At 70.2% G+C, this 25,230-nt stretch carries 25 protein-coding genes and 1 pseudogene; 18 read left to right on the top strand and 8 right to left on the bottom strand.

All coding sequences use genetic code 11. From position 1 onward, the window contains the following. Together Q8S40_RS13385 and Q8S40_RS13390 are read right to left on the bottom strand one after the other, a co-directional pair. Positions 1 to 293 (bottom strand): annotated as a pseudogene (locus Q8S40_RS13385) (hypothetical protein); the annotation flags it as partial. Between the two features lie 131 nt (positions 294 to 424). Further along, positions 425 to 850 carry a DUF1489 family protein gene (locus Q8S40_RS13390; protein ID WP_305670790.1) on the bottom strand — a complete coding sequence of 142 codons (426 nt, stop codon included), beginning with the start codon at positions 848 to 850 and terminating at the stop codon, positions 425 to 427. 128 nt (positions 851 to 978) lie between these two features. Between Q8S40_RS13390 and Q8S40_RS13395 the strand changes: the two genes are divergently transcribed. The 3 genes from Q8S40_RS13395 to Q8S40_RS13405 all read left to right on the top strand — a co-directional run bounded on the left by Q8S40_RS13395 (position 979) and on the right by Q8S40_RS13405 (position 5,534). Continuing rightward, the gene (locus tag Q8S40_RS13395) at positions 979 to 1,971 is read left to right on the top strand and encodes a TAXI family TRAP transporter solute-binding subunit (protein WP_305670791.1); all 993 of its coding nucleotides are present in this window, start codon (positions 979 to 981) and stop codon (positions 1,969 to 1,971) included. Between the two features lie 145 nt (positions 1,972 to 2,116). Further along, positions 2,117 to 4,435: a HAMP domain-containing methyl-accepting chemotaxis protein gene (locus Q8S40_RS13400; protein ID WP_305670792.1), complete on the top strand. Its 2,319-nt coding sequence runs from the start codon at positions 2,117 to 2,119 to the stop codon at positions 4,433 to 4,435. Positions 4,436 to 4,511: 76 nt separating this feature from the next. Then, positions 4,512 to 5,534, top strand: coding sequence for an aspartate-semialdehyde dehydrogenase (locus Q8S40_RS13405; RefSeq protein WP_304816312.1), 1,023 nt, complete (start codon positions 4,512 to 4,514; stop codon positions 5,532 to 5,534). Positions 5,535 to 5,623: 89 nt separating this feature from the next. On the opposite strand, the gene Q8S40_RS13410 is transcribed toward Q8S40_RS13405, so the two are convergent. Beyond that, positions 5,624 to 5,800: a hypothetical protein gene (locus tag Q8S40_RS13410; RefSeq protein ID WP_304816311.1), complete on the bottom strand. Its 177-nt coding sequence runs from the start codon at positions 5,798 to 5,800 to the stop codon at positions 5,624 to 5,626. A 157-nt stretch (positions 5,801 to 5,957) separates the two neighbouring features. Here Q8S40_RS13410 and sdhC point away from each other — a divergent pair, with 157 nt between their 5' ends. The 7 genes from sdhC (at position 5,958) to Q8S40_RS13445 (ending at position 12,155) form a co-directional block, all read left to right on the top strand. Then, a complete protein-coding gene (gene sdhC, locus Q8S40_RS13415; protein WP_305670793.1) occupies positions 5,958 to 6,401 on the top strand; it encodes a succinate dehydrogenase, cytochrome b556 subunit in 444 nt (147 codons plus the stop codon). Positions 6,402 to 6,412: 11 nt separating this feature from the next. Continuing rightward, positions 6,413 to 6,805, top strand: coding sequence for a succinate dehydrogenase, hydrophobic membrane anchor protein (gene sdhD / locus Q8S40_RS13420; RefSeq protein WP_304816309.1), 393 nt, complete (start codon positions 6,413 to 6,415; stop codon positions 6,803 to 6,805). A 72-nt stretch (positions 6,806 to 6,877) separates the two neighbouring features. Beyond that, entirely contained in the window at positions 6,878 to 8,695 is a 1,818-nt protein-coding gene (sdhA, locus tag Q8S40_RS13425; protein WP_304816308.1) for a succinate dehydrogenase flavoprotein subunit, read from the top strand. Positions 8,696 to 8,711: 16 nt separating this feature from the next. Next, complete coding sequence (locus Q8S40_RS13430) at positions 8,712 to 9,494, top strand: succinate dehydrogenase iron-sulfur subunit (protein WP_304816307.1); 783 nt, start codon at positions 8,712 to 8,714, stop codon at positions 9,492 to 9,494. Positions 9,495 to 9,641: 147 nt separating this feature from the next. Further along, the gene (locus tag Q8S40_RS13435; protein WP_305670794.1) at positions 9,642 to 10,061 is read left to right on the top strand and encodes a DUF4149 domain-containing protein; all 420 of its coding nucleotides are present in this window, start codon (positions 9,642 to 9,644) and stop codon (positions 10,059 to 10,061) included. Between the two features lie 107 nt (positions 10,062 to 10,168). Then, positions 10,169 to 11,257 (top strand): TRAP transporter substrate-binding protein, encoded by a 1,089-nt coding sequence (locus tag Q8S40_RS13440; protein WP_305670795.1) that lies wholly within the window; start codon positions 10,169 to 10,171, stop codon positions 11,255 to 11,257. Positions 11,258 to 11,351: 94 nt separating this feature from the next. Beyond that, on the top strand, positions 11,352 to 12,155 hold the full coding sequence (locus tag Q8S40_RS13445) for an undecaprenyl-diphosphate phosphatase (RefSeq protein WP_305670796.1): 804 nt from the start codon (positions 11,352 to 11,354) through the stop codon (positions 12,153 to 12,155). A gap of 290 nt (positions 12,156 to 12,445) precedes the next feature. Here the strand turns inward: Q8S40_RS13445 and Q8S40_RS13450 are convergent, their stop codons facing one another. Beyond that, complete coding sequence (locus Q8S40_RS13450; protein ID WP_305670797.1) at positions 12,446 to 13,084, bottom strand: hypothetical protein; 639 nt, start codon at positions 13,082 to 13,084, stop codon at positions 12,446 to 12,448. 34 nt (positions 13,085 to 13,118) lie between these two features. Between Q8S40_RS13450 and Q8S40_RS13455 the strand changes: the two genes are divergently transcribed. Beyond that, positions 13,119 to 13,946, top strand: a complete 828-nt coding sequence (locus Q8S40_RS13455) for an aldo/keto reductase (RefSeq protein ID WP_305670798.1) — start codon at positions 13,119 to 13,121, stop codon at positions 13,944 to 13,946. Positions 13,947 to 13,971: 25 nt separating this feature from the next. Here the strand turns inward: Q8S40_RS13455 and Q8S40_RS13460 are convergent, their stop codons facing one another. The 4 genes from Q8S40_RS13460 to Q8S40_RS13475 form a co-directional block, all read right to left on the bottom strand. Beyond that, positions 13,972 to 14,274 carry an alkylphosphonate utilization protein gene (locus Q8S40_RS13460; RefSeq protein ID WP_305670799.1) on the bottom strand — a complete coding sequence of 101 codons (303 nt, stop codon included), beginning with the start codon at positions 14,272 to 14,274 and terminating at the stop codon, positions 13,972 to 13,974. Positions 14,275 to 14,334: 60 nt separating this feature from the next. Next, the gene (locus Q8S40_RS13465; RefSeq protein ID WP_304816298.1) at positions 14,335 to 14,790 is read right to left on the bottom strand and encodes an SAM-dependent methyltransferase; all 456 of its coding nucleotides are present in this window, start codon (positions 14,788 to 14,790) and stop codon (positions 14,335 to 14,337) included. Continuing rightward, positions 14,787 to 16,202, bottom strand: coding sequence for a TRAP transporter large permease subunit (locus Q8S40_RS13470; protein ID WP_304816296.1), 1,416 nt, complete (start codon positions 16,200 to 16,202; stop codon positions 14,787 to 14,789). Before Q8S40_RS13470 ends, Q8S40_RS13465 begins: the two co-directional genes overlap by 4 nt. Before the next feature lie 190 nt (positions 16,203 to 16,392). Beyond that, the gene (locus Q8S40_RS13475) at positions 16,393 to 16,953 is read right to left on the bottom strand and encodes a TRAP transporter small permease subunit (protein WP_304816294.1); all 561 of its coding nucleotides are present in this window, start codon (positions 16,951 to 16,953) and stop codon (positions 16,393 to 16,395) included. A 223-nt stretch (positions 16,954 to 17,176) separates the two neighbouring features. Here Q8S40_RS13475 and Q8S40_RS13480 point away from each other — a divergent pair, with 223 nt between their 5' ends. From Q8S40_RS13480 to Q8S40_RS13510, 7 genes are all read left to right on the top strand, one after another. Then, positions 17,177 to 19,183 (top strand): proton-conducting transporter membrane subunit, encoded by a 2,007-nt coding sequence (locus tag Q8S40_RS13480; protein ID WP_305670800.1) that lies wholly within the window; start codon positions 17,177 to 17,179, stop codon positions 19,181 to 19,183. A gap of 1 nt (position 19,184) precedes the next feature. Then, a complete protein-coding gene (locus tag Q8S40_RS13485) occupies positions 19,185 to 20,144 on the top strand; it encodes a respiratory chain complex I subunit 1 family protein (RefSeq protein ID WP_305670801.1) in 960 nt (319 codons plus the stop codon). Positions 20,145 to 20,325: 181 nt separating this feature from the next. Then, positions 20,326 to 20,997, top strand: coding sequence for a hydrogenase-4 component E (locus Q8S40_RS13490; RefSeq protein ID WP_305670802.1), 672 nt, complete (start codon positions 20,326 to 20,328; stop codon positions 20,995 to 20,997). Beyond that, the gene (locus Q8S40_RS13495) at positions 20,994 to 22,442 is read left to right on the top strand and encodes a proton-conducting transporter membrane subunit (protein WP_305670803.1); all 1,449 of its coding nucleotides are present in this window, start codon (positions 20,994 to 20,996) and stop codon (positions 22,440 to 22,442) included. The genes Q8S40_RS13490 and Q8S40_RS13495 overlap by 4 nt, the downstream gene beginning before the upstream one ends. Further along, positions 22,439 to 23,947, top strand: coding sequence for a hydrogenase expression protein HypE (locus tag Q8S40_RS13500; protein ID WP_305670804.1), 1,509 nt, complete (start codon positions 22,439 to 22,441; stop codon positions 23,945 to 23,947). Before Q8S40_RS13495 ends, Q8S40_RS13500 begins: the two co-directional genes overlap by 4 nt. 304 nt (positions 23,948 to 24,251) lie before the next feature. Further along, positions 24,252 to 24,482, top strand: a complete 231-nt coding sequence (locus tag Q8S40_RS13505) for a hypothetical protein (RefSeq protein ID WP_305670805.1) — start codon at positions 24,252 to 24,254, stop codon at positions 24,480 to 24,482. A 14-nt stretch (positions 24,483 to 24,496) separates the two neighbouring features. Beyond that, positions 24,497 to 25,015, top strand: a complete 519-nt coding sequence (locus Q8S40_RS13510) for an NADH-quinone oxidoreductase subunit B family protein (protein ID WP_305670806.1) — start codon at positions 24,497 to 24,499, stop codon at positions 25,013 to 25,015. Positions 25,016 to 25,230 lie beyond the last annotated feature (215 nt).

A 25,230-nucleotide genomic window follows, 5' to 3' on the forward strand; every position in this document is an offset into this window, starting at 1 on the left:
ATGCGCCGCGCGGCCGGGGCGGCGGCGGGCACCGGCGGCGGCGGCACCCAGTCGAGCAACGGAATAGGGCCCCGCTGCGGCGCCTGGGCGGCTGCCGCGCCGGGCGCGAAGGACGCGCCGGGGGTGAAGCTGGGGGCGGCCGGCGTGCGTTCCCGGAAGGCGTCGAAATCCGTCACGGTGGAGCCGAGCAGGTCACGGCCCGGCCCGGAATCGTTCCAGTGCTGCGCCTGGGCAGGCCGGTCCAGGGCCAGGGCCAGGGCGGCGGGCAGGATCAGAAGGGCAAAGCGACGCATCGGGCGGAATCCCAGTTGGGCTCGGTGGGTATGGCTCGGTGGCCGGGCGACGCGGGGGCGCCTGCCAAACGGAAGATGGACGTCGCTGCCGCGCCGCACAAGCGATGAAACCTAACCGTATGTGGCCCAGGCTAAAGCAGGCAGAGCGCCTCCAGCTCCCGCCGCAGGGCCGGCGGCAGGTCTGCCAGCCCGCTGGCGGCGGCACGGCCGCGCGGCGCATCCGGCGGCGCGGCGGCCGCTTCCAGGTAGCGCCAGCCCTGGAAGGGCTTCTGCGGCCGCGGCTCCAGCAGCACCAGCTCCGGGTCCAGCACCAGGCCGGCGCAGAGGCTGCCATCGTCCCAGCGCTCCTCCCGCACCTCCAGGATGCGCTGGCGCACCCGGATGGCGCCGGACAGGACCCAGTAGAGCGACCCGCCCTCCACCAGTTCCGCCGCGCGTTTCGGCATCATTCGCGTCTGGTGGCGCAGCGGCGGGTCCAGTGCGGCGCGGCGCGTCTGGCCGGCCGCCAGCTCCGCCACTTCCTTCGGTCCGACGCAGAGTTTCAGCAGGTGGAGCATGCGGCGATCCATGTGGCCGATCGCCGGGTCCGCGCAAGGCCTGCCGTGGCCGGTGGCCGCTAAAGCTTGCCCCGTCGCGCAATCCCGGGTTAATCGGAAGCAACGAAATTTTCCAAGGGAGATGATTCATGCTTCGCCGCAACCTTCTGGGCGCGACCATCCTCGGCGCCACCGCGCCCGCACTCTTCGCTCCGGCCATCGCGCAGCCGCGCAACGCATCCTGGCCGCGCGCCCTGAACATGGGCACCGCCGCACCGGGCGGCACCTATGCGCTGTATGGGCCGGCCTGGGGTCAGATCGCGCAGGAAGCCACCGGCGTGCAGATCTCCTACCGCACCACGCAGGGCCCGAACCAGAACATCATCCTCGTGAACCGCAAGGAGATCGAGCTGGGCATGGCCACCATGGGCGTGGCGCTGCAGGCCTGGAACGGCGTCGGCGCCTGGACCCAGGGCAATCGCTTCCGCGACATCCGCGCCCTGTTCCCGATGTATGACACGCCGTTCCACGGCATCGCGCTGAAGCGCACCGGCATCACCAAGCACGCCGACCTGAACGGCAAGAGCGTCGGTGTCGGCCCGCGCGGCGGCACGCCCGGCACCTACTACCCGCAGATCCTGACGGAGCTGGGCATCACCCCGTCGGCCGTCCGCTACGGCTCCGCCTCCGACCTGGTGGGGCAGATCCAGGACGGGCTGCTGGACGCCTTCCTGTTCGCCTCCGGCGTGCCGGTGCCGGCCTTCTCCGAGATCGAGGTGCAGGCCGAGGTGAACTTCCTGGACTTCACGCAGGACGAGATCGCCAAGCTGACCGCGAAGTATCCGGAACTGGCCGCCGGCTCGCTGCCGATGGGCACCTATCGCACGCAGCAGAAGCCGCTCGGCATCGTCGGCATGTACAACTTCGCCATCGTCCACAAGTCGATCCCGGACGACCTGGCCTATGAGATCACCAAGTCGGTGCTTTCGCAGAACGACAGGCTGAAGGCCGCGATCGCGGCGGCGTCCGAGACGCTGGCGGCGAACTGGACCAAGAACACCTTCCTGCCCTTCCACCCCGGCGCGGCCCGCTACCTGCGCGAGGTGGGCCAGCAGGTGCCGGACAACCTCGTCCTGGCCTGAGGCGACGAAGGCGGGCGGAACCGGGCGCCAGGGGTTGCGCTGACGGTTCCGTGATCGCGCCACGAAGCTTGCCGGCGCGTCGTTCACGCGCTGGCAAGATGGTGCGGGCACTCTGCGGGCTCAGTCGTCTCGTGGAGCCTGCACTATGCGTTTTCTCCTCGACCTTTCAGTCGGCCGCAAATTGGCCGCCTCCGCCGCGCTTACCCTGCTGCTGCTGTCGGGACTTGTCGTGCTGGTCTGGCAGGAGACCTCGGGCATCACCACCGCGCAGGTGAATTCCGCCCGCATTCAGGGCGCCATGGACCGGATGGACCAGAATGCCGACCGGCTGCGCGAGGTCGCGGTGCTGGAACGCGACCTGCTGCTGACCCATGACGAGGCGGGCCAGGCCCCGGCCTGGGCGGCGGTGGAGAATGCGATCCGCGCCAGCGTGACCGGCGCGCAGGATGCGGCGCGGTCCGCCGGGTCGTCCCGCGTGGCGGAGGCCGCCACGGCATTGACCCAGGCGGCGGAGGGCTACCGCGCCGCGCTGGAAGTGGTGGCGCAGCTTCGCCTGCAGATGATCCTGGCGCGCGACAAGGAATTGTTCCCGCTTTCCTCCGAATACGATTCGCTGTTCGAGGCGGTCTCCGCCAGCTTCGGCTTCGACCTGCCGGCGGACCAGCAGGATGATGCGCGGCACCGGCTGCTGACGGTGCATGGCGCGGTGAATGATGTGCGGATCGGCGTGCAGCGGCTGCTGGCAACAAGTGACGAGGCGCAGCTGCGGCGCGTGCGGCGCGGCATTGCCCAGGCCCGGGTGCACAGCCGCGGCCTGACGGCGATCGAGGCACCGGCCCGGCTGCAGGAGGATGCGAACCGCCTGGCGGAGCGCGCGCAGGGTATTGGCGTGGCGGCCGCCAAGATCCTCGATGCCGGCGAGGCTATCGAAAAGGCACGGCGCGAAGGCGTGGCGGCGGCGCGGACCAGGCTGGATGACGCCATCCAGGCCCTGGTCACGGCCGGCGGCGAAGTGGCGACCGAGCAGCGTGCCCTCGTGATGCAGCGCGCCGAGACGGTGCGCGATGCCGTGATCTGGGCCGGTGGTGCGATCGGCCTGGTGCTGCTGCTGTCCTCCTTCGGCATGGCGCGCGGCATTGGCGCACCGATGCGCCGCCTGTCCGCCGTGATGGCGCGCATCGCCGGCGGCGAGGCCGCGGTGGCGGTGCCGGATCGCGGCCGCCGCGACGAGATCGGCCAGATGGCGGAGGCGCTGGAAGGCCTGCGCGCCACCGTCAACCGCGCCTTCGCCCAGGGGCAGATGATCGAACAGCTTCCGGCGGCGGTGATGAGCGCCGACCCGAATGACAATTTCCGCATGACCTACATGAACGCGGAATCGAACCGCCTGATGGAATCGCTGCGCCGGGTGCTGCCGGTGGCGCCGGACGCGATGCTCGGCCAGAGCATGGATGTGTTCCACAGGAACCCCGAGGCGCAGCGCGCCGTGCTGTCGGACCCGTCCCGCCTGCCGCACACCGCCCGCATCAACCTGGGCAATGAGGTGCTGGAACTGCGCGTCTCCGCCATCCGCGACGCCGGTGGCAACTACAGCGCGGCGATGCTGACCTGGAACCTGGTGACGGAACAGGTTCGCCTGGCCGATACCTTCGAGACGGAAGTGGGCGCGGTGGTGGCCGCGGTCGCGGAATCCGCGGCGCGGCTGCAGCAATCCGCCATCTCGCTCTCCGGCACCGCCGCGACATCCGGGGAGGAAGCGGCGGCGGTGGCGGCCGCTGGCGGCCAGGCGCAGGGCGATGTGCAGGCGGTGGCGGCGGCGGCGGAGGAAATGGCCAGCTCGGTCAGCGAAATCTCCCGCCAGGTGGGGGAGGCAGCCCAGGTCGCCAGCCGCGCCGTGGTGGAAACCCGCGCGACCGACGCCACCGTGCAGGGCCTGTCCGAGGCCGCGGCGCGCATCGGCGACGTGGTGCGCCTGATCGGCGACATCGCCGGCCAGACCAACCTCCTCGCCCTGAACGCGACGATCGAGGCGGCCCGCGCGGGGGAGGCCGGCAAGGGCTTCGCGGTGGTGGCGAGCGAGGTGAAATCCCTCGCCGGGCAGACCGCCAAGGCGACGGAGGAGATCGCGGCGCAGATCGGCCAGATGCAGCAGGCCACCAGCCAGGCCGTCGCCGCCATCCGCGGCATCGGCGCCACGGTGGAGCGCACCAGCGAAATCGCCACCGCGATCGCCGCGGCGGTGGAGGAACAGGGCGCCGCGACCCAGGAAATCGCCCGCAGCGCCAGCCAGGTGGCGGATGCGACGCAGACCGTGGCGCAGCGGATCGAAGGAGTGCGCGGCGCGGCCGAGGCCACCGGCACGGCGGCCAGCGCCATGCGCGACGACAGCGGCGCACTGGCCAGCCAGGCCACGCAACTGCGCCAGAAGACGGACAGCTTCCTGCGCGCCGTGCGGTCCATGTAGCGCCCGCCCCGCGCGAAACTTGCCGATGCCGGGGGGGAACGCCTAAGCCCACCCCGGAAAAGGCAGGAGCGGCAGCATGGGCTACAGGATGGCCGTGGTCGGCGCCACCGGGGCGGTGGGGCGGGAGATCCTCAAGACCCTGGCGGAGCGCGCCTTTCCGGTGGACCGCATGGTGGCGCTCGGCTCCGGCCGGTCCGCCGGGCAGCAGGTTTCCTTCGGCGACGACCAGGTGCTGACGGTGCAGTCGCTGGACAGCTTCGACTTCAAGGGCACCGACCTGGCGCTGTTTTCCCCCGGCGCCGCGATCAGCGCGGTGCATGCGCCGCGCGCGGCGGCCGCCGGCTGCGTGGTGATCGACACGACCGGCCAGTTCCGCATGGACCCCGACGTGCCGCTGGTGGTGCCGGAGGTGAACCCCCAGGCGCTGTCCCGCTTCAAGAAGCGCCGCATCATCGCCAACCCGAACGGCTCCACCATCCAGATGGTGGTGGCGCTGAAGCCAATGCACGATCTGGCGCGGGTGAAGCGGGTGGTGGTCTCCACCTACCAGGCCGTCTCCGATGCGGGGCGGGAGGCGATGGACGAGCTGTGGTCGCAGACCCGCGGCGTCTATGTGAACGAAACCCCGCCATCGGAGCAGTTCACCAAGCAGATCGCCTTCAACTGCATCCCGCATATCGACAATTTCCTCGGCGACGGTTCGACGCGGGAGGAGAAGAAGATGGCGGAGGAAACCCGGAAGATCCTCGGCCCGGACATCGCCGTGATGGCCACCTGCGTCCGCGTGCCGGTCTTCATCGGCCATGCCGAGGCGGTGCATGTGGAATTCGAGGAGCCGATCACCGAACAACAGGCCTGGGAGGCGCTGCGCGAGGCGCCGGGGATCATCGTGCTCGATCGCCGCGAGGATGGCGGCTATGCGACGCCGGCCGAGATCGCCGGCGAGGATTCCGTCTATATCAGCCGCCTGCGCCGCGACCTGACGGTGCCGAACGGCCTGGCCTTCTGGTGCGTCTGCGACAATCTGCGCAAGGGCGCGGCGCTGAACGCGGTGCAGATCGCGGAGGAACTGGTGGCGCAGGGGTTGCTGGGGGCGTAGCAGCGCCTGTTCGACGCGCGGTCCCCGGCGCTTTTCCTGCGGGCGAATCAGATCGACTGAGCGCGTCGGCCTCCGTGGCAACGATGACTTCAGAACAACACCCGCAGGATCGTCGCCAGCGCCGCGCCGGCCGTCAGCAGCTTGTGCAGCACATCCAGCAGCAAGCGCGCCCATCCCGGGCGGGCGCCGCCGCAGGGGGCGCGCTTGTCGGCAGGACGCCGGCGGGCGAAGCGGGGCAGGCGGCTTGGCGGGTCGGTGGGGCGCATGGGGGAGAGGATATCATTCCTAATGCTCCTCCCTATTCACGATTTGTTCTCCTATTTCCGCCAGCCTAAGTTGACGCTATGGCGCGGTGCACCATAAAACCCTGTCAACACTATGCGCGCGCCCGAGGGCTGGCGCGCCATGAGGAGCGGGTACCGCATGTCATCCACTCAGGACGCCAACGACGCGACCATGCTGGGTCGCCGGACCGATGGCACGCAGGTGCGCCGGCCGCTGTCGCCGCATCTGCAGGTCTACGACATGATGCAGATGACCAGCGCGCTTTCCATCACCCACCGCGCCACCGGCATCGCCTGGAGCTTCGGTGCGGCGCTGATGGTGTGGTGGCTGGTGGCCGCCGCCTCCGGCCCCGCGGCCTTTGGCTGGGTGCAGTGGTTCCTCGGCTCCTTCATCGGCATCCTGGTGCTGATGGGCGTCACCGCCGCCGCCTGGTTCCACACCCTGGCCGGGGTGCGCCACCTGTTCTGGGATGCGGGCTATGGCTACGACATCCAGACCACCTACAAATCCGGCCGCGCCGTGCTGATCGGCACCGCGGTGCTGACGGCGCTGACCTGGCTCGCGCTGCTGATCTCCTGGTGAGGAGTGAGACCATGGAATCCCCCCGTCAGACCACGCTCCGTACCCCGCTCGGCCGCGTTCGCGGCTCCGGCTCCGCCAAATCCGGCACGCATCACTGGTGGATGCAGCGCGTCACCTCGCTGGCGCTGCTGCCGCTGACCATCTGGTTCATCGTCTCCCTCGCCACCTCCGCCGGCATGACGCATCTGGAAGCGGCGGCCTGGATCGGCCATCCGGTGAATGCGGTGCTGCTGCTGGCGCTGATCGGCCTGACCTTCCACCACACCGCTTCGGGGCTGCAGGTGGTGCTGGAAGACTATGCCAAGCCGGAATGGGTGAAGATCACCTCGATCCTGGCCGTGAAGGCGATTTGTGCATTGTTGGCGCTGGCGGCCGCCCTGGCCGTTTTGCGCCTTGCGGTCTGAGGTATCAGACCAAACTCGGGACCAACCGGCGGTGGCCATTTCGCCCCCGCCACACGGATGGACGGCAGACAGATGAACGCCATCTCCAAGCCCGCAATTGGCGGCGGAGCCTATCGGATCGTCGACCACACCTATGACGTGGTCGTGGTCGGCGCGGGCGGTGCGGGGCTGCGCGCCACCTTCGGCATGGGGGCCTCCGGCCTCAAGACCGCCTGCATCACCAAGGTCTTCCCGACCCGCAGCCACACCGTCGCCGCCCAGGGCGGCGTTGGCGCCGCGCTCGGCAATATGGGTGAGGATGACTGGCGCTGGCACATGTACGACACCGTGAAGGGGTCGGACTGGCTGGGCGACCAGGACGCCATCGAATACATGTGCCGCGAGGCGATCCCCGCGATCATCGAGCTTGAACACTACGGCGTCCCGTTCTCCCGCACCGAGGACGGTAAGATCTACCAGCGCCCCTTCGGCGGGCACATGCAGGATTACGGCAAGACCCCGGCGATGCGCGCCTGCGCCGCCGCGGACCGCACCGGCCACGCCATCCTGCACACGCTGTACCAGCAGGCGCTGAAGGCCAATTGCGAGTTCTTCGTCGAGTACATCGCGCTCGACCTCATCATGGATGATGAGGGCGTCTGCCGCGGCGTCACCGCCTGGAACCTGGAAGACGGCAGCCTGCACCGCTTCCGCGCGCAGCAGGTGGTCATGGCGACCGGCGGCTATGGCCGCGCCTATTTCTCCTGCACCTCCGCCCATACCTGCACCGGCGATGGCGGCGGCATGATCCTGCGCGCCGGCCTGCCGCTGCAGGACAATGAATTCGTGCAGTTCCACCCGACCGGCATCTACGGCTCGGGCTGCCTGGTGACCGAGGGTGCGCGCGGCGAGGGTGGCTATCTGACGAATTCGGAGGGTGAGCGCTTCATGGAGCGCTATGCGCCGACGGCGAAGGACCTGGCGTCGCGCGACGTCGTCTCCCGCGCCATGTCGGTGGAAATTCGCGAGGGTCGCGGCGTCGGCCCGATGAAGGACCACATCCACCTGCACCTGGAACACCTGGGCGCGGACCTGCTGCACGAGCGCCTGCCGGGCATCTCCGAGACCGCCAAGATCTTCGCGGGCGTGGATGTGACGAAGGAGCCGATTCCGATGCTGCCGACCGTCCATTACAACATGGGCGGCATCCCGACGAACATCCACACCGAAGTCCTGAACCCAACGGCGCAGGACCAGGACCGGGTGGTGCGCGGGCTGATGGCGGTGGGTGAGGCCGCTTGCGTGTCCGTGCACGGCGCCAACCGCCTCGGCACCAATTCGCTGCTCGACCTGGTGGTGTTCGGCCGGGCCGCGGCGCATCGCGCGGCGGAGACCATCAAGCCGGGTGCCAGCCAGGCACCGCTGCCGCCGGGCGCCGGCGAGTCCAGCTGGGCGCGCTTCGATAAGGTGCGCAACGCGAAGGGCAGCTCCACCGTCTCCGACGTCCGCCTGCAGATGCAGCGCACGATGCAGGAGCACGCGGCGGTGTTCCGCACCAGCGAGCTGCTGCGCGAGGGCGTGGCCAAGATGGGCAAGGTCGCCGCCAGCTACGACGACATCAAGATCGCCGACCGCAGCCTGATCTGGAACAGCGACCTGGTCGAGGCGCTGGAACTGGACAACCTCATCGGCAATGCGCTGACCACGATCCATGGCGCCGAAGCGCGCAAGGAAAGCCGCGGCGCGCATGCGCATGAGGATTTCCCGGATCGCGACGACGCGAACTGGATGAAGCACACCCTCGCCTGGGTGGATGACAACCGCAACGTGAAGCTGGACTACCGCGACGTGAAGATGCGGACCCTGACCAACGAAGTGCAGGTCTTCCCGCCCAAGGCACGCGTGTACTAGGAGCCCGATCAGAGCCATGGCCACCTTCACGCTGCCGAAGAACTCGACCATCACGAAGGGCAAGCACTTTCCCGCGCCGGCCGGCGCGACGAAGGTGCGGTCCTTCAAGATCTATCGCTGGGATCCGGATTCGGGCGAAAACCCGCGAACCGACACCTACGACATCGACCTCGATGCCTGCGGCCCGATGGTTCTCGACGCCCTCATCAAAATCAAGAACGAGGTCGATTCCACGCTGACCTTCCGGCGTTCGTGCCGGGAGGGCATCTGCGGTTCCTGTTCGATGAACATCGACGGGCTGAACACGCTCGCCTGCCTGAAGCCGATCGAGGATGTGAAGGCCGAAGTCCGCATCCACCCGCTGCCGCATATGCCGGTGGTGAAGGATCTCGTCCCCGACCTGTCCCAGATCTACGCGCAGCTTCGCAGCGTGGAGCCCTGGCTGAAGGCCGACACCCCCCCGCCGCCGGATGGGGAGCGCCTGCAGTCGAAGGAGGAGCGCGCCAAGCTCGATGGGCTGTGGGAATGCATCCTGTGCTTCTGCTGCTCCACCGCCTGCCCGTCCTATTGGTGGAACGGCGACCGCTACCTCGGCCCGGCCGTGCTGCTCCAGGCCTATCGCTGGATCGCCGATAGCCGCGACGAACATACCGGCGACCGGCTGGATGCGCTGGAAGACCCGTTCAAGCTGTATCGCTGCCACACCATCATGAACTGCACCCGGACCTGCCCGAAGGGGCTGAACCCGGCCCAGGCGATCGGCGACATCAAGAAGATGCTCGCCGAGCGCGTGGTTTGATTCCGACCCTCAGTCGCCGGGCGCGCGCTCCGCGCGCTTGGCTCGTCGCGCCGAAGGCGCGCCTTCGGCGCGACGCATGAGCGGCGGCGGCCATTCGGCCGCTCGCCCGCCTACGGCGGGCGCAGGGAGGCGGAGGGCGGCCGCACCATGACTGCCCTGCTCGTCATCGCGCTGTTTTCCACGGCGCTGCTGTTCGGCGGCATGGCCTTCTTCGCCGCCCTGATCGCCCCCGTCGTCTTCCGCGTGCTGCCCGCCGAAATGGCCGGGCGCTTCATCCGCAGCGTCTTTCCGCCCTACTACCTCTGGGTGCTCGCCACCTCCGCGGCCGCCTGCGTGGCGTTGTTCCCGCTGTCGAAGACCGATTCCGGAATCATGGCCGCCATTGCCGGCCTGACCGTCTTCCTCCGCCAGGTGCTGATGCCGCGCATAAACGCCCTGTCGGACCGGTTGAAGGCGGGCGATGCCAGCGCCCAGCGCGGCTTCGACACCGGGCACCGCCTTTCCGTCGCGGCCAACTTGCTGCAACTTATCGCTGCGGGAGTCGTGCTCGCGGGTTTCGTCTTCTGAGCCTGTCGCCGCAATAATCCGCACCTTTTCCGCGGCTGCAGGATAGATTAATCCTGGGGTCAGAAGCGGGCTACTCGCCCGTGCGCCCACCCCCGGGAGGAAGTTCCATGAACCGCCGTGCCATGCTGGGCGCCGCCGCCGCGGCCGCGCCCCTCGCCCTCGCCACGCCCGCCCTCGCCCAGGCCAATCCGGAGGTGCGCTGGCGCGCCGCCTCCTCCTTCCCCCGGGTCTTCGACGTTCTGTACGGCACCTTCGAGAAGGTGGCCGCCCGCGTCGCCCAGTTGACGGACGGCAAGTTCCGTATCCAGACCTTCCCGGCGGGCGAGATCGTCGGCGGGCTGCAGGTGCTGGACGCGGTGCAGGCCGGCACCATCGAGGCCGGGCACACCGCCTCCTACTACTACATCGGCAAGGAGCCCGGCTTCGCGCCCTTCACCGCCATGGCCTTCGGCCTGAACACGCGGCAGATGACGTCCTGGTTCCGCTACGGCGGCGGCAACCAGCTCGCGGCCGAGCTGTTCAACGAATACAACATCCACGGCATCACCTGCGGCGACACCGGCGCGCAGATGGGCGGCTGGTTCCGCAACGAGATCACCTCCGTCGACCAGCTCCGCGGCCTGAAGTTCCGCATCACCGGCCTGGCCGGGCAGCTGTTCACCCGCCTCGGCGCGGCGCCGACGCTCATCGCCCCCGCCGATATCTACCCCTCGCTGGAACGCGGCGTGATCGATGCGGCGGAATTCGTCGGCCCGCACGACGATGAGCGCGCCAACTACGTCCGCGTCGCCCGCTTCTACTACGCGCCGGGCTTCTGGGAGCCGGGCGCGCGGCTGCACTTCATGTCCAACATGCGCGCCTGGAACGCCCTGCCGGACCTGTACAAGCACGCCCTCGAAGTGGCCTGCGCCGAGGCGGATGCCGACATGGTCGCGCGCTACGACTTCCTGAACCCGCAGGCGCTGCGCCGCCTGGTCGCCGCCGGCGCGCAGCTGCGCTTCTGGCCGCGCCCCGTGCTCGAAGCTGCCTGGAAGGCGAATGAGGAACTGAACGCGGACCTGGCCCGCGGCAATCCGCGCTTCGCCAAGATCATGGAAAGCTACGGCCGCTTCCGCACGGAGCAGTTCCAGTGGTTCCGCATCGCCGAGAACAGCTACGACAATTTCGCCTTCTCGGCCGCGCAGACGGTTCGCTAAGGCGATAAAATCCAGGCCATCGGCGGCGGCGCGCCATCGCGGCGCGCGGCCGCCTGCCGTATAGCGGGCGCTCACCGCCACGGATGACGCGCTGATGGATCTCGGTACGCTGCTATCTGCCCTGGCCATGGGCGTGGTCGAGGGCGCGACCGAGTTCCTGCCGATCTCCTCCACCGGCCACATGATCCTGCTGGGCGAGCTGATCGGCTTCCAGGGCCCGCCCGGCAAGACCTTCGAAATCAGCATCCAACTCGGCGCCGTGCTGGCCGTGGTCCTGCTGTTCCGCCATACGCTGTGGCGCCTGGCCACACTGGCCTGGCAGCCCGGGCCGGAACGCTTCTACGCAACCAACCTCATCCTGGCCTTCATCCCCGCCGCCATCCTCGGCGCCACCTTCCACAGCACCATCACCAGCCTGCTGTTCAGCCCCTGGGTGGTCTGCTTCGCCCTGATCATCGGCGGTATCATCATCATCGCCATCGAACGCTGGCGGCCCGCACCCAGCATCCACACCGTCCCGCAAATGGGGCCGCTCGCCGCCCTGCTGATCGGCTTCGGCCAGGCGCTGGCGATGATCCCCGGCACCTCCCGCTCCGGCGCCACCATCATCACCGCCCTCCTCGTCGGCGTCGAACGCCGCACGGCCGCCGAATTCAGCTTCGTCCTCGCCATCCCCACCATGTTCGCCGCCACCGCCTACAGCCTGTACAAGGCGCGCGCCGACCTCGACATCGACGACCTCGGCCAGATCAGCATCGGCTTCGTCACCGCCTTCATCGTCGCCCTGGTGGTGGTGCGCTGGCTGATGAGCGTGATCACCCGCATCGGCTTCACCCCCTTCGGCTACTACCGCATCGCCCTCGGCACCCTCATGCTCGCCTTCCTGATCCTGCGCTGAGAACGGTGCGGTCGGGGGGCGGCGGCGCTGGTTGCCTGCAGGGGGACGCTGTCCCCCTGCACCCCCTGCCAAGGGGCAGTGGCCCCTTGGAAGCCTTGAATCATGAGCAGGAAGGGAGAGGGGGCCGAAGCGACCGCTTATTCAGCGGTACCGCTGGCCCCCTCTCCCTTCCTGCTCAAAGGCCCTGAGGTCCAGGAGGCCGCTGCCTCCTGGCGGGGAGGGTGCGGGAGGGGCAGCGCCCCTCCTGCAATCAACGGCGCGCCATCCCCCGACCCACGGCCGTCTCGATGTCAGTTTCCGAACAGGCGTTGCAGGCGGTTGGTGATGTCGGGGAGGGTCAGGCCGGAGGAGGGGGGCGGGGTGCTGCCTTCGGGGACGCGGCTGCGGAAGCGTGCCAGCGCGTCCTGGGTTTGGCTCAGGCGCAGTTCGGCGGGGTCGGCGCGGTCTGATCCGGCGCCGAGGCCGGTCATGCGCACCAGTGCGGTGGGCGCGCTGGGCAGTTCGGCGGCGGCGCGGGCGGCGTCTTCCGGGCGTGGCGCGCAGACCAGGCTGCGGCCTTCCAGGGTGCAGGGCAGTTCGAAGTGGCGGTTGGGCGGGAAGCGCAGTTGCGCGGTGCCGGTCATGGCCAGCAGGCCCCGGCTGGCGGATTCGAGCGACAGGTCGCGCGCCGCGACCACCGGCACCAGGTAGCCGCCGCGGTCCTGCACTTCGAGGACGAGGGAGGAACCGGTGGCGCTTTGCGCGGGTTCCACCGGTTCGCGGTGGCGCAGCAGGCAGTCGGCGCGGTCGGTCATGCGATCCTGCAGGCAGGACAGGCGCCAGGAGCCGATTTCCTCCGGCACCTGGCCTTGCACGCTTGGCGACGGTTGCGCGTTGGCGAGGGTGGCGGCGACCATGAAGGCCGTGAGGGGCAGCGCGATGCGGGTCATGTCCCGCAGATGGGATGAGGGAGGCGGCGGTTCCATGGATCAGGTGCGGTTTCATGATGGTGTGACGGTGCCGGCGCTCGGCCAGGGCACCTGGCGGATGGGCGAGGGTGGCGACCGGCGGGCGGAGGCGGATGCGCTGCGGCTGGGTCTCGATCTGGGCCTGACGTTGATCGACACGGCGGAGATGTATGGCGAGGGCGGCGCGGAGGCGGTGGTGGGGGAGGCCATCGCCGGGCGGCGGGATGAGGTGTTCCTCGTCTCCAAGGTCTATCCGCACAACGCCTCCGCCAGGAAGTTGCCGGGGGCGCTGGCGGCCAGTTTGAAGCGGCTGCGGGTGGAGCGGCTGGACCTTTATTTATTGCATTGGCGGGGCGGGGTGCCGTTGGCGGAGACGGTGCAGGCGATGGAGGCGGCCAGCGCCCGCGGCCAGATCGCGCGCTGGGGCGTCTCGAACCTGGATGTGGCGGATCTGAAGGAATTGGGCCCGGCGCTGGCGGATTGCGCGACGGACCAGGTGCTGTGGAATCTGGAGGCGCGCGGCGTGGAGTTCGACCTGCTGCCCTTCTGCGCGGCGCGGTCGATGCCGGTGATGGCCTATTCCCCGATCGGCCAGGGCGGCGCACTGCTGCGGCACAAGGCGCTGCGGGCGGTGGCGGATCGGCACGGCGTGGCGCCGGCGCAGGTGGCGCTGGCCTTCGTGCTGGCGCGGCCGGGGGTGATCGCCATTCCGAAGGCCAGCGACCCGGCGCATGTCCGCGCCAATGTCGCGGCGCGGGATCTGCGGCTGACGGCGGAGGATCTTTCGGACCTCGACGCGGCCTTCCCGCCGCCGAAGCGCAAGCAGTCGCTCGAGATGATCTGAGGCCAGACCGCCCCGGCAGGCTAGACTAGCCGCGCTTGCGGACGAATTCGGTGCGCAGCACCAGCCCCTTGATGCTGTCGTGCCGGCAGTCGATTTCCTCGGGGTTGTCGGTCAGGCGGATCGACCGGATGACGGTGCCCTGCTTCAGCGTCTGGTTGGCGCCCTTCACCTTCAGATCCTTGATCAGGGTGACGGAATCGCCGTCGGCCAGGACATTGCCGGCGGCGTCGCGGATTTGCACCGGGCCGGGCGCGGCGGCGGCGGCGATTTCGCTGGCCGGGCGCCATTCGCCGGTCGCCTCGTCGAAGACATAGTCGTCGTCAGCCATCTGGTTCGCTCTCCGCGTCGCGGCGCTTTCCTCCTTCCGGGGTGGCGCCGCAAGGGTGCGTTACCAGTACCCCGCCATGATCTCCCGCGCCCAATCCGGTTCGCGGATTTCGCCGCGCGGGTCGAAGCCGGTCATGTGCGGCTTGATGTCGAAGACCGGGCTGCCCGCGATGGCGTCCAGCCCGCGCACCCGCAGCACCATCCCCTGTGCGGAGAGCAGCCTGCAGGTGGTCACGCCGATCCGGTTCGGTCGCGGGGCGCCGCGCTGGGCGAGGATGCCCATGCGCGGCCAATCCTGGCGGCCGCGCGGGTGGCGGGCATTGTGCTCCACCGCTTCCGGGTCCAGCCGGTGGAAGCCGAACACCACCACCACATGGCTGAACTGGTCCAGCCCCAGCGCCGCATCCAGGCCGAGCACGGCCGGGTCCAGCCGGATCTCGGCCTCGACGGTGTCCCAGCCATCATCCAGTGGCTCAGCCCTGCCGCCATGCACCGTGCCAATTGCGGAAAACTTCATTGGAAGATCGGCATGGCGGGGATGTCCGGTGTCGAGACGGGGGGCGGCATGTCGATGATGACGGTGCTCGGGTCGGCGCGCGGGCCGCGGTCCAGCCAGTAGGTCACGGATTGCGGCCAGAAGATCACGATGGCGACCAGCGTGAGCTGCAGGCACAGCCAGGGGATGGCGCCCAGGTAGATGTCCCGCGTCAGCACGGATTTCGGCGCCACACCGCGCAGGTAGAACAGCGCGAAGCCGAAGGGCGGGTGCATGAAGGCGGTCTGCATGTTGATGCAGATCAGCACGCCGAACCACACCAGGTCGATGCCGAGGGATTTGGCCGCGGGTGCCAGCAGCGGGATGACGATGAAGGCGATCTCGAAGAAGTCGAGGAAGAAGGCCAGGAAGAAGATGAAGATGTTGACGAAGATCAGGAAGCCGGTCTGACCGCCCGGCAGCAGCGCCAGCAGATGCTCGATCCAGATGCCGCCATCGACGCCCTGGAACACGAGGGTGAAGATGGTGGCGCCGATCAGGATGAAGATGACCATGCTGGTGATCCGCATGGTGTTGCCCATCGCCTGGCGGATCAGCGGCCAGGTCAGCCGCCGGTTCGCCGCCGCCAGCAACACGGCGCCGACCACGCCCATGGCGCCGGCCTCGGTGGGGGTGGCGAGGCCGAGGAAGATGGTGCCCAGCACCATGAAGATCAGGCCCATGGACGGGACCATGCCCTTCAGCACCCGCCACCACAGCCGCCAGTCCCGCGGTGCCAGCGCCTCCGGCGGCAGTGGCGGCACCTTGTGCGGCTGGAAGATGGAGACCATCCAGATGAACAGCAGGAACAGGCTGATCTGCATCAGCGACGGGCCGATCGCCCCCGCATACATCTCCCCCACCGATTGCCCGAGCTGGTCGGACAGCACGATCAGCACGAGGGAAGGCGGGATGATCTGGGTGATGGTGCCGGAGGCGGCGATCACGCCTGTCGCGATCCGCATGTCGTAGCCGTAGCGCATCATGATCGGCAGGCTGATCATGCCCATGGAGATCACGCTGGCCGCGACCGTGCCGGTGATGGCGCCGAGGATGGCGCCGACGATGATGACGGCATAGGCGAGGCCACCCGGCACCTTGCCGAACAACTGGCCGGTGCCTTCCAGCAGATCCTCCGCCAGCCCGCAGCGTTCCAGCACCGCGCCCATCAGGGTGAAGAAGGGAATCGCCAGCAGCAGGTCGTTGGACAGGATGCCGAAGACCCGCAGCGGCAGGTTGAACATCCAGGCTTCCGGGAAGAAGCCAAGCTCGATGGAGATGAAGCCGAAGAACAGCCCGACCGCGGCCAGGGAGAAGGCCGCGGGGAAGCCGATCAGCAGGAACACCACCAGCCCGCCGAACATCAGCGGCGGCATGATATCCTCGTGGAGCATCTTTTTCCCTAGGCCCCGGTGCTTGGCGCAGACGGGCTGCGGCGTCTCATGCCTGAACGAGTGCAACCTGCGCCCGCCAAAGGCCAGCGAGCGCCCGGCTGGGCGCCGCGCCCCATGGTGCGCAGCCAAGCGCGCGGAGGCGCGCGCCGGCGATTGAGGTCGGATCGGTCACGATCCGGGGGATGGGTGCTCACTGGTCGGGCCGGGCGTAGGTCGCGAAAAGCTGGCCGCGCGGCAGCTCGATGCCGCGCAGCACGGCGATGCGCTTCACGATCTCCGAAAGCCCCTGCGCGCACATCAGGGCGAAGCCCAGCGGCAGCAGCAGCTTGACCGGCCAGCGGATCAACCCGCCGGGCGATGAGGAAATTTCATTCCGCACCCATGCCTCGACGAAGAAGGGCCAGGTCATCCAGGCCAGCAGCGCCATGGCCGGCATCAGGAAGAAGGTCAGGCCCAGGATGTCCACCCAGATCCGCCCGCGCTGCCCCAGCGCGCCATAGACCAGGTCCACCCGCACATGCTCGTTCCGGCGCAGCGTGTAGCTGGCGCCGAGCATGACGATGCCGGCGAAGCAGTACCACTGCACCTCGAGCCATGCATTGGAGCCGGCATTGAAGCCGTAGCGCAGGAAGGCATTGCCGGCGCTGACGCCGCAGGCGATCAGGACCAGATAATCGGCGATGCGCCCGAAGCCGGTGTTCAGGGCATCGACGCCGCGGCTGAAGGCGAGCAACGGGCCCAAAGGACGCATCCCCACAAGGCTTCAGGATTGGTTGACCCGGTCTCACGGAGCCGGGTGTGCTGCTGTAGCGCCGGCGCCCAGGCTTGGAAAGCGGCGGCTTGGAAAGCGCCTGGAATCCAGCGCCAAATCCGCATCGGTGCAAGACTTGATGGCACCGCACCCGGCCAGCCCCTTCTGCCGGCCGGGGCGGGCTTCTAAGGTCTAAGCCGGTGACCCGCTTTTCTCCCCTGCCGTGCTGACGGCGCTCATCCTCACGCTGGCGGGCCTCGGGCTGCTGGCGGCGCTGGCCGTGCCGCTGGCGCGCTTCGCCTGGGCCGGGCTGGCCATGCATGGCGGCTGCCTGCTGGCCTCCGTGGTGCTGGCAGGCTGCGGGCTGGCGGTGCTGCTGGCCGGCGCGCTTCCGGTGCAGGCCCTGCCGATCGGCGTGCCGGCCCTGGTGGCGGTGGATGCGCTTTCCGCCTGGTTCCTGCTGCTGCTCGGGCTGGCCGGGTCCTGTTCGGCGCTGTTCGGGCTTTCCCACCCCCTGGTGGCGCCGCGGCTGCTGGCCGCCTATCCGCTGTTCCTGGCCGGCATGGCTCTGACGCTGATCGCGGCCGATGGCTTCACCCTGGTCCTGGGGTTCGAGGCGATGTCCATCGCCTCCTGGGTCCTGGTCGCCGCCGATCACGCGCAGGCGGAGAACCGCCGCGCCGCCCGGCGCTACCTGGCCTTCGCCCTGCTGAGCGGCATCTGCCTGGTGCCGGCGATCGGCCTGCTGGGCGGCGTGGCGGGTGATTTGTCCTTCGCCGGCATCCGCGCCGCGCCGCCGCAGGGCTGGGTGGCGGTGGCGGTGCTGGCGCTGGTGGTGGTGGGCGCCGGGGCCAAGGCCGGGCTGGTGCCGCTGCACAATTGGCTGCCGCTCGCCCACCCCGCCGCGCCCAGCCATGTCTCCGCCCTGATGTCGGCCGCCATGACCAAGGTGGCGATCTATGTGCTGGCCCGCCTGCTGCTGGACCTGTCCGGCCCGGCGCAGCCCTTGTGGTGGGGCGTGCCGCTGCTGGTGCTCGGCGCGGCGTCTGCCGTGCTCGGCGCGCTGCGCGCCAATCTGGAGGAGAATGCCAAGACCCTGCTGGCCTGCTCCACCATCGAGAATATCGGCCTGATCTGCATCGGCCTGGGGTTGGCGGCGTGCTTCCGCGCGGCGGATCTCGGCGTGCTGGCCGGGCTGGCGGCCGGCGCCGCGCTGCTGCACGCGCTGAACCACGCCATGTTCAAGTCGCTGCTGTTCCTCGGGATGGGGGAGGTCGCGCACGCCGCCGCCTCCCGCCGCCTGGACCGGCTGGGCGGACTGATCCACGCCATGCCCTGGACCGCGGGCGCGGTGCTGGTGGGGGTGGCGGCCGCGGCCAGCCTGCCGCCGCTATCGGGCTTCGCCAGTGAATGGCTGCTGTTGCAGGCGCTGCTGGCGGCCTGGCGGGTGGGGGATCTGGCGTTCCAGGTGCTCGGCGTGGCGGTGGTGGCGGCGGCTGCCCTGGCGGCGGCGCTGGCGGCGGCGGCGATGGTGCGGCTGTTCGGGCTGGTCTTCCTCGGCCGGCCGCGCACGCCGCGCGCCGCCGGGGCGGTGGATGGCCCGATGCCGGCGCGCCTCGCGCTGCTGCTGCCGGCGGGGCTGACCATCCTGTTCGGGCTGCTGCCGGGCACCTTGCTCGGGCTGGCGGAGGGTGCGGTGCAGGTGCTGCTGCCCTTCGGCGTGGCGGAACGCAGCGGCTTCGCCATGGTGCGCGTGGGTGATGGCGGGGCGCGCTACTGGCCGCTGGCGCTGACGCTGCTTCTGGCGGTGGTGGGCGGCGCCATCTGGTGGCTGGTGCGGCGCCGGGCGCCTGCCGGCGTGGCGCGCGGCCCAGCCTGGGATTGCGGCTTCATCGCCCCGCCGCAGCATCTGCCCTTCGGCGATCCGGTGACGCAGCCCTCCGCCGCCGGCTTCGGCCAGCCGCTGCGGCGGATGCTCGGCGGGTCGCTGCTCGCGGCGCATGAATCCGTGGTGATGCCGCGCCCGGGCGACCCTGCCCCGGCCCGGCTGACCTCCGGCTACGCCGACCCCTCCGAGGCCTGGCTGCTGGCGCCACTGGCGCGGTGGCGGGATGCGCTGGCGGTGTGGGCGGAAAAGCTGCGCGACCTGCCGCTGACCGCGACGCTGATGCTGCCCTTCGGCACGCTGGTGGCGTTGCTGGCGCTCGCCGCCTGGCTGGAGGCGCGCTGAGATGGCGTGGCTTGCCGCCATCCTGACCCAGATCCTGCACCTGGCCCTGGTGCTGGCCGCCGCGCCATTGGTGGTGGGCGGCATCCGCTGGCTGAAGGCGCGGATGCAGGGGCGCATCGGCGCCTCGCCGCTGCAGCCGCTGCGCGATTTCCTCAAATTGCTGCGGAAACGGCCGGTGCTGGCGGATAATGCCAGCTGGATCAGCCAGGCCGCGCCCTATGCCGGGGCCACCGTGGCGCTCGCCGCCCTGGTGCTGGTGCCGAGTTTTGCCCGCGGCATGGCCTTGGCGCCGCTGGCGGATCTCGTGCTGATCGCGGGGCTGCTCGCGGCCGGGCGCGTCGCATTGGCGCTGGCCGGGATGGATGCCGGCACGGCCTTTGGCGGGCTCGGCGCGTCCCGGGAAATGTCCTTCGCCGCGCTGGCGGAACCGGCGCTGCTGCTGGTGGCGCTGGTGCTGGCGATGCTGGCCGGCAGCACGGGGCTGGAGACGATCGGCGCGCTGTTCCAGGACGGCTCGCTCGGCCTGCGGGTCTCGCTCGGCCTCGCTTTGGTGGCGCTGCTGGCGGTGGCGGTGGCGGAAAATGCGCGCATCCCGGTGGATAACCCCGCCACCCACCTGGAACTGACCATGGTGCATGAGGCGATGATCCTCGAAGCCTCCGGCCGGCATCTGGCGTTGTGGGAGGCGGCGTCCGCGCTGCGGCTGACGCTGTGGCTGGCGCTGATCGCCGCCATCTTCTTCCCCTTCGGCACCGCGCCGGTGGGCTTCGCGCCGCTCGGCTGGGCGGTGGGTATCGGCGCCTGGGTGGCGAAGATGGCGCTGCTGTGCCTGGCGCTGGCGGCCTTCGAGAGCGCGATTGCCAAGATGCGGGTGTTCCGGGTGCCGGAATTCCTCGGCGCCGCGCTGCTGCTCGGCCTGCTGGCGGCGCTGCTGCTGTTCCTGTCGACGAGGCTGGCGTGATGGGGGGCGGGCAAAGCCCTCTCCACCCGCAGGGGGGGAGGGTTTGGGTGGGGGGGCAACGCCGGATGGGTGCGCGCGTGGCCACAAGCGTGCAGCTCAGGGTGTACCCACCTTGCAAATCCCCCCCACCCAACCCTCCCCCCCCCATGGGGGGGGGGAGGGCTTTCGGGGGCGCCCGGCCATGACCTTTAGCGATACCGGCTACGACATCGCGCATCTGCTCGGCGGCGGCATCCTGCTGCTGTCCTTCGTGCTGCTGTATCAGCGGCGGCTGGAGGGGGTGATCACCGCCTTCGCCATCCAGGGCGGGCTGCTGGCCGCCGCCGCCGCCTGGCAGGGCTGGGTGCAGGATGAGCCCGGCCTGTATGTGACCGCCTTCCTCGCCTTCGGCGCCAAGGCGCTGCTGATTCCCCTCGCGCTGCGGCTGCTGCTGCGCCGGCTCGGGCTGCACCGGACGGTGGAGCCGGCGCTCGGCATCGGGCCGTCGCTGCTGGCCGCCGCCGCGCTGGTCGGGCTTTCGGTGATGGTGGTGCTGCCCGTCACCGCCGGCCAGGCCCAGGCCTTGACCCGCGAAAACCTGGCGCTGGCGCTGTCCGTGGTGCTGCTCGGCATGCTGATGATGATCGGCCGGCGCAACGCCATCAGCCAGGTGATCGGCCTGCTGAGCCTGGAGAACGGCCTGATCCTGGCCGCCACCGGCGTGCGCGGCATGCCGCTGGTGGTGGAGTTGTCCACCGCCGCGCTGGTGCTGATGCTGGCACTGGTCGCCGGCATCGTGGTGTTCCTGCTGCGTGACCAGCTTTCCACGCTGGATACGCATGTGCTGGACCGGCAGCGGGGGGAGGGGCCATGACCCTGCACCTGCCCTGGCTGATCGTGTTCTTCCCCTGGGCCGGCGCGGCGCTGCTGGCTGGCCTGGCACCACGCGGGCGCTGGCCGGCGCTGGTCAATCTCGGCGTCTCGGGCGTGAGCTGCGCGCTGGCCCTGGCCCTGCTGGCCTGGCCGGAGGGGGTGCAGGGCTGGACGCGGGTGGATGCGGTGAACCAGCCGCTGGTGGCGCTGGCCGGCATCATCGGCCTGGCGACCGCCGTATTCTCCGCCGCCACGGTGGATGCCGAGCGCTTCGAGGGGCTGCGTGCGCGCGCCTATCACGCCGCCTTCCAGCTTTTCATGGGCGCGCAATTCCTGGCGCTGCTGTCCGACAATCTCGGCGTCATGTGGGTGGCGATCGAGATTGCGACGCTCGCCTCCGTGCTGATTGTCGCCGTGCATGGCACGCCGGCGGCGATCGAGGCGGCGTGGAAGTTCTTCCTGCTGTGTGGCGTCGGCATCGCGCTGGCGCTGTTCGGCACCATCCTGCTGTATCTGGCGGCGCAGCCGGTGGTGGGGCAGGGCGATCCGGGCCTGTCCTGGGCCGCGCTGCGGGCCGTGGCGCAGCAATGCGATCCGGGCATCCTGTCGCTGGCCTTCGTCTTCCTGGTGGTTGGCTACGGCACCAAGGCCGGGCTGGTGCCGCTGCACGCCTGGCTGCCGGATGCCGAGGCGGAGGGGCCGCTGCCGATCACCGCCGTGCTGTCCGGGCTGCTGCTGAATGCCGCGCTGGTCGCGATTCTGCGGGCCAAGGCGATTGTCGATCTCAACCCGGGGGTTCTGGCGCCGGGGCCGCTGCTGATCGGCTTCGGCCTCGCCTCCCTGCTGCTGGCGGCGCTGGCCTTGTGGCGGCGGCGGGATGCGCGGCGGTTCTTCGCCTGGAGCAGCATCGAGCATATGGGGCTGTCCGCCATCGCCTTCGGGCTAGGCGCCAACCTTGCGGGGATGCTGCATCTGATGGGCCATTCCCTGGTGAAGAGCGCGGTGTTCTTCGGCATCGGCGCCGCGGCGCAGATCAAGGGAAGCCAGAAGATGGCCGATATCGGCGGGCTGGCCACCAGCCATCCGGCGCTGGGCTGGGCGCTGGCGTTGGGCATTGCCGGGCTGGCGGGGCTGCCGCCGTTTTCGCTGTTCGTCTCTGAATTCCGGCTGGTGGCCGCCGCCGCCGCGGTGCAGCCCTGGCTGGTGCTGCCGATCGGCATCGGGCTGCTGGTGGCGGGGGTGGCGCTGGTGCGGGCGCTGCAGGCGCTGTGCCTCGGCCCGCCCACCCCGGATGCGCCCGTGCCGGGTGCCTTCACCCTGCCCGGCGGGCTGTGGTGGGCAAGCGGCCCGGCCTGGGCGCTGATGGCGCTGGCCGCGCTGCTCGGCTTCGCCCTGCCCGCCTGGTTCACCGCCCTGCTCGGCGATGCGGTGAGGTTGCTGGGATGAGCGCCACCGAACTGATCCGCCGTGGCACCAGGCTGCCCTGCCGCCCTGTGCCGCGCCATGTGCTGGCGCCGGAGGATTTCGCGCGGCTGCCGGCGGCGCTGGTGATGCAGCCTTCCCTGGCGTTGCTCTCGCTATGGGCGGAGCCGGCGATGCTGCATGCCGCCTTCCTGGACGAGGCCGATGGCACGCTGCTGCTGGCCAGCACCCCCGCCGAATCCGGCCACTACCCTGCCCTGTCCACCGCCCGGCCCAGCGCGGTGCGCTTCGAGCGGATGATCCACGACCTCTGGGGGCTGGAGGCGGTGGGCGGGTTGGATCTGCGCGCCTGGCTCGACCATGGCCGCTGGCCGCTGACCCTGCCGATGGCGGCCCGCCCCGCCCGCAACGGCGCGCGCCCGGAGCAGCCCACATTCCTGCCCGTGGAGGGCGAGGGCTGGCACCAGATTCCGGTCGGCCCGGTGCATGCCGGCATCATCGAGCCCGGCCATGTCCGCTTCACCGTGCAGGGGGAGCTGGTGGTGCGGCTGGAACAGCGTCTGGGCTATACCCACAAGGGCACGCTCGGCCTGATGCTCGGCAAATCGCCCCGCACCGCCGCTCGCTTCGCCGCGCGCCTCTCCGGCGACAGCACGGTGGCGCATTCGCTGGCCTTCGCGGAAGCCGCCGAGGCCGCCAGCGGCACCACCCCGCCGCCGCGCGCCCTGTGGCTGCGGGCGGCGATGCTGGAGTTGGAGCGGCTGGCCAACCACCTGAACGATTGGGGCGCCATCTGCAACGACGCCAGCTTCACCTGGCTGCACGCGCAATGCGGCCTGCTGCGGGAGGGGCTGCTGCGGGCGCATCTGGACGCCTTCGGCCACCGGCTGATGATGGACCGGGTGATCCCCGGCGGGCTGGCGACGGAACCACAACCCTCCGGCATCGCGGCGATCCTGGCCGCGCTGGCGGCGGTGGAATCCGCGCTGCCCGGGCTGGTCTCGATCTATGAGGAGCATGCCAGCCTGCAGGATCGCGTGGTCGGCACCGGCGTGCTGGCGCCGGCGCTGGCGGCGGGTTTCGCGGTGGGCGGCGTGGTCGGCCGCGCCTCCGGCCGTGGTTTCGATGCGCGGGTCGCCTTTCCGAACGGCCCCTTTTCCGGCGGCCCGCCGACCATGGCCGTGCGGCAGGAGGGTGATGTGGATGCGCGGGTGCGGGTGCGGCTGGCGGAGATTCCCGAAAGCCTGCGCCTGATCCGCCGCATCCTGGCCACCCTGCCCCCCGGTGAGATCCATGCGCCCTTGCCGCAAAAGGGCGGCGAGGGCCTGGCGCTGGTCGAGGGGTTTCGCGGTGAGATCGTCACCTGGATGGCGCTGGATGATGGCGGGTTGATCCGCGCCGTCTTCCCGCGCGACCCGTCGTGGCTGCAATGGCCGTTGCTGGAAGCGGCGATGGAGGGCAACATCGTCGCGGATTTCCCCTTGTGCAACAAGAGCTTCAACTGTTCGTACAGCGGGGTCGATTTGTGATGCACAGCCCGCCCCCCCAAGCGCGCCCCGACCAATCGCGTCCCCTTGGCCAGTGGTGCTGGCGGCCGCAGGCCGAGGCCGCGCCTGCGGCCCGCGCCCAGACCAACACAGCGGCCGGGCGCGCCAGTGCACCGGCGCGAAGGCAAGCCGGCGGATGCCGGCGCCCGCCGTTTGATGGCACTGTACATACCCAGGCCGCGCCTGCGGCCCGCGCCCAGACCGACCGTGCGGCCGGACGCAACAATGCACCGGCGCGCAGCCAAGGCCGCGGATGCGGCCGCCCGGCGCCTGAGGGTAAGGAAAGATGAGCGGCCGTCATGGCGCGCGCGCGGATCAGGGCGCGACCGGGCTGTTCACCATCACCCTCATCAGGCCCGGTCCCGGCCGCGGGGTGATGGAGCACTGGGCCTATGACGACCGCGCCCATGCGCTGGACGAGATCGGCTGGCTCGCGGAACGCGTGGCGCCGGGCACCGAGCTCGTGGTGCGGGATCCGGAGGGCAACGACCTGTTCCGCGTGGCCCGCACCGCATGACCCGGCCCGGCAAGATGCTGTGGCCGAAACTGGCCCGCAACCTGTTCGCCCGCCCGCTGACGGAGCCGGTGCAGGCGCCGCCGGAGGAGGTGGTGCTGGCGCTCGCCCAGAAGCTGGAGGCGACATCCCGCGCCCGGCTCGGCCGCAGCCTGGCGATCCGCCAGGTGGATGCCGGGTCCTGCAATGGCTGCGAGCTGGAAATCCACGCCATGTCCGGCGTGCTGTATGATCTGGAACGGCTCGGCCTGCGCTTCGTCGCCTCCCCTCGCCATGCCGATGTGCTGCTGGTGACCGGCCCGGTGACCCGCAACATGCGGGAGGCGCTGGAACGCACCCGCGCCGCCGCGGCGGAGCCCTGCTGGGTGGTGGCCGCCGGCGATTGCGCGGTGGATGGCGGCGTCTTCAAGGGCAGCTATGCGGTGGAGGGGGGCGTGGCGCAGGTGCTGCCGGTGGATCTGCTGATCCCCGGCTGCCCGCCCAGCCCGGCGCAGATGCTGGAGGGGCTGCTGGCGCTGATGCAGGCACAGCGCTGAACCGAAGCCCGGCCGCGTTACCGCGACCGGTGCCTTTTGGCGCTGATCAGCCTCGGCGCGGCTGCGCCATTTCAGATCCGGCGCGGCTGCGCCATTTCAGATCCGGCGCGGCTGCGCCGATCAGCGTTGGCGCGGCTGCGCCGATCAGCCCTGGCGCGGCTGCGCCGCCTGGCGGGCGCGGCGCGGCTGGCCGGCCTGGCGTGCGGTCCGGGCGT

Origin of the sequence: Falsiroseomonas sp., from assembly GCF_030695085.1 — a bacterium.
Lineage (GTDB): Bacteria > Pseudomonadota > Alphaproteobacteria > Acetobacterales > Acetobacteraceae > Falsiroseomonas.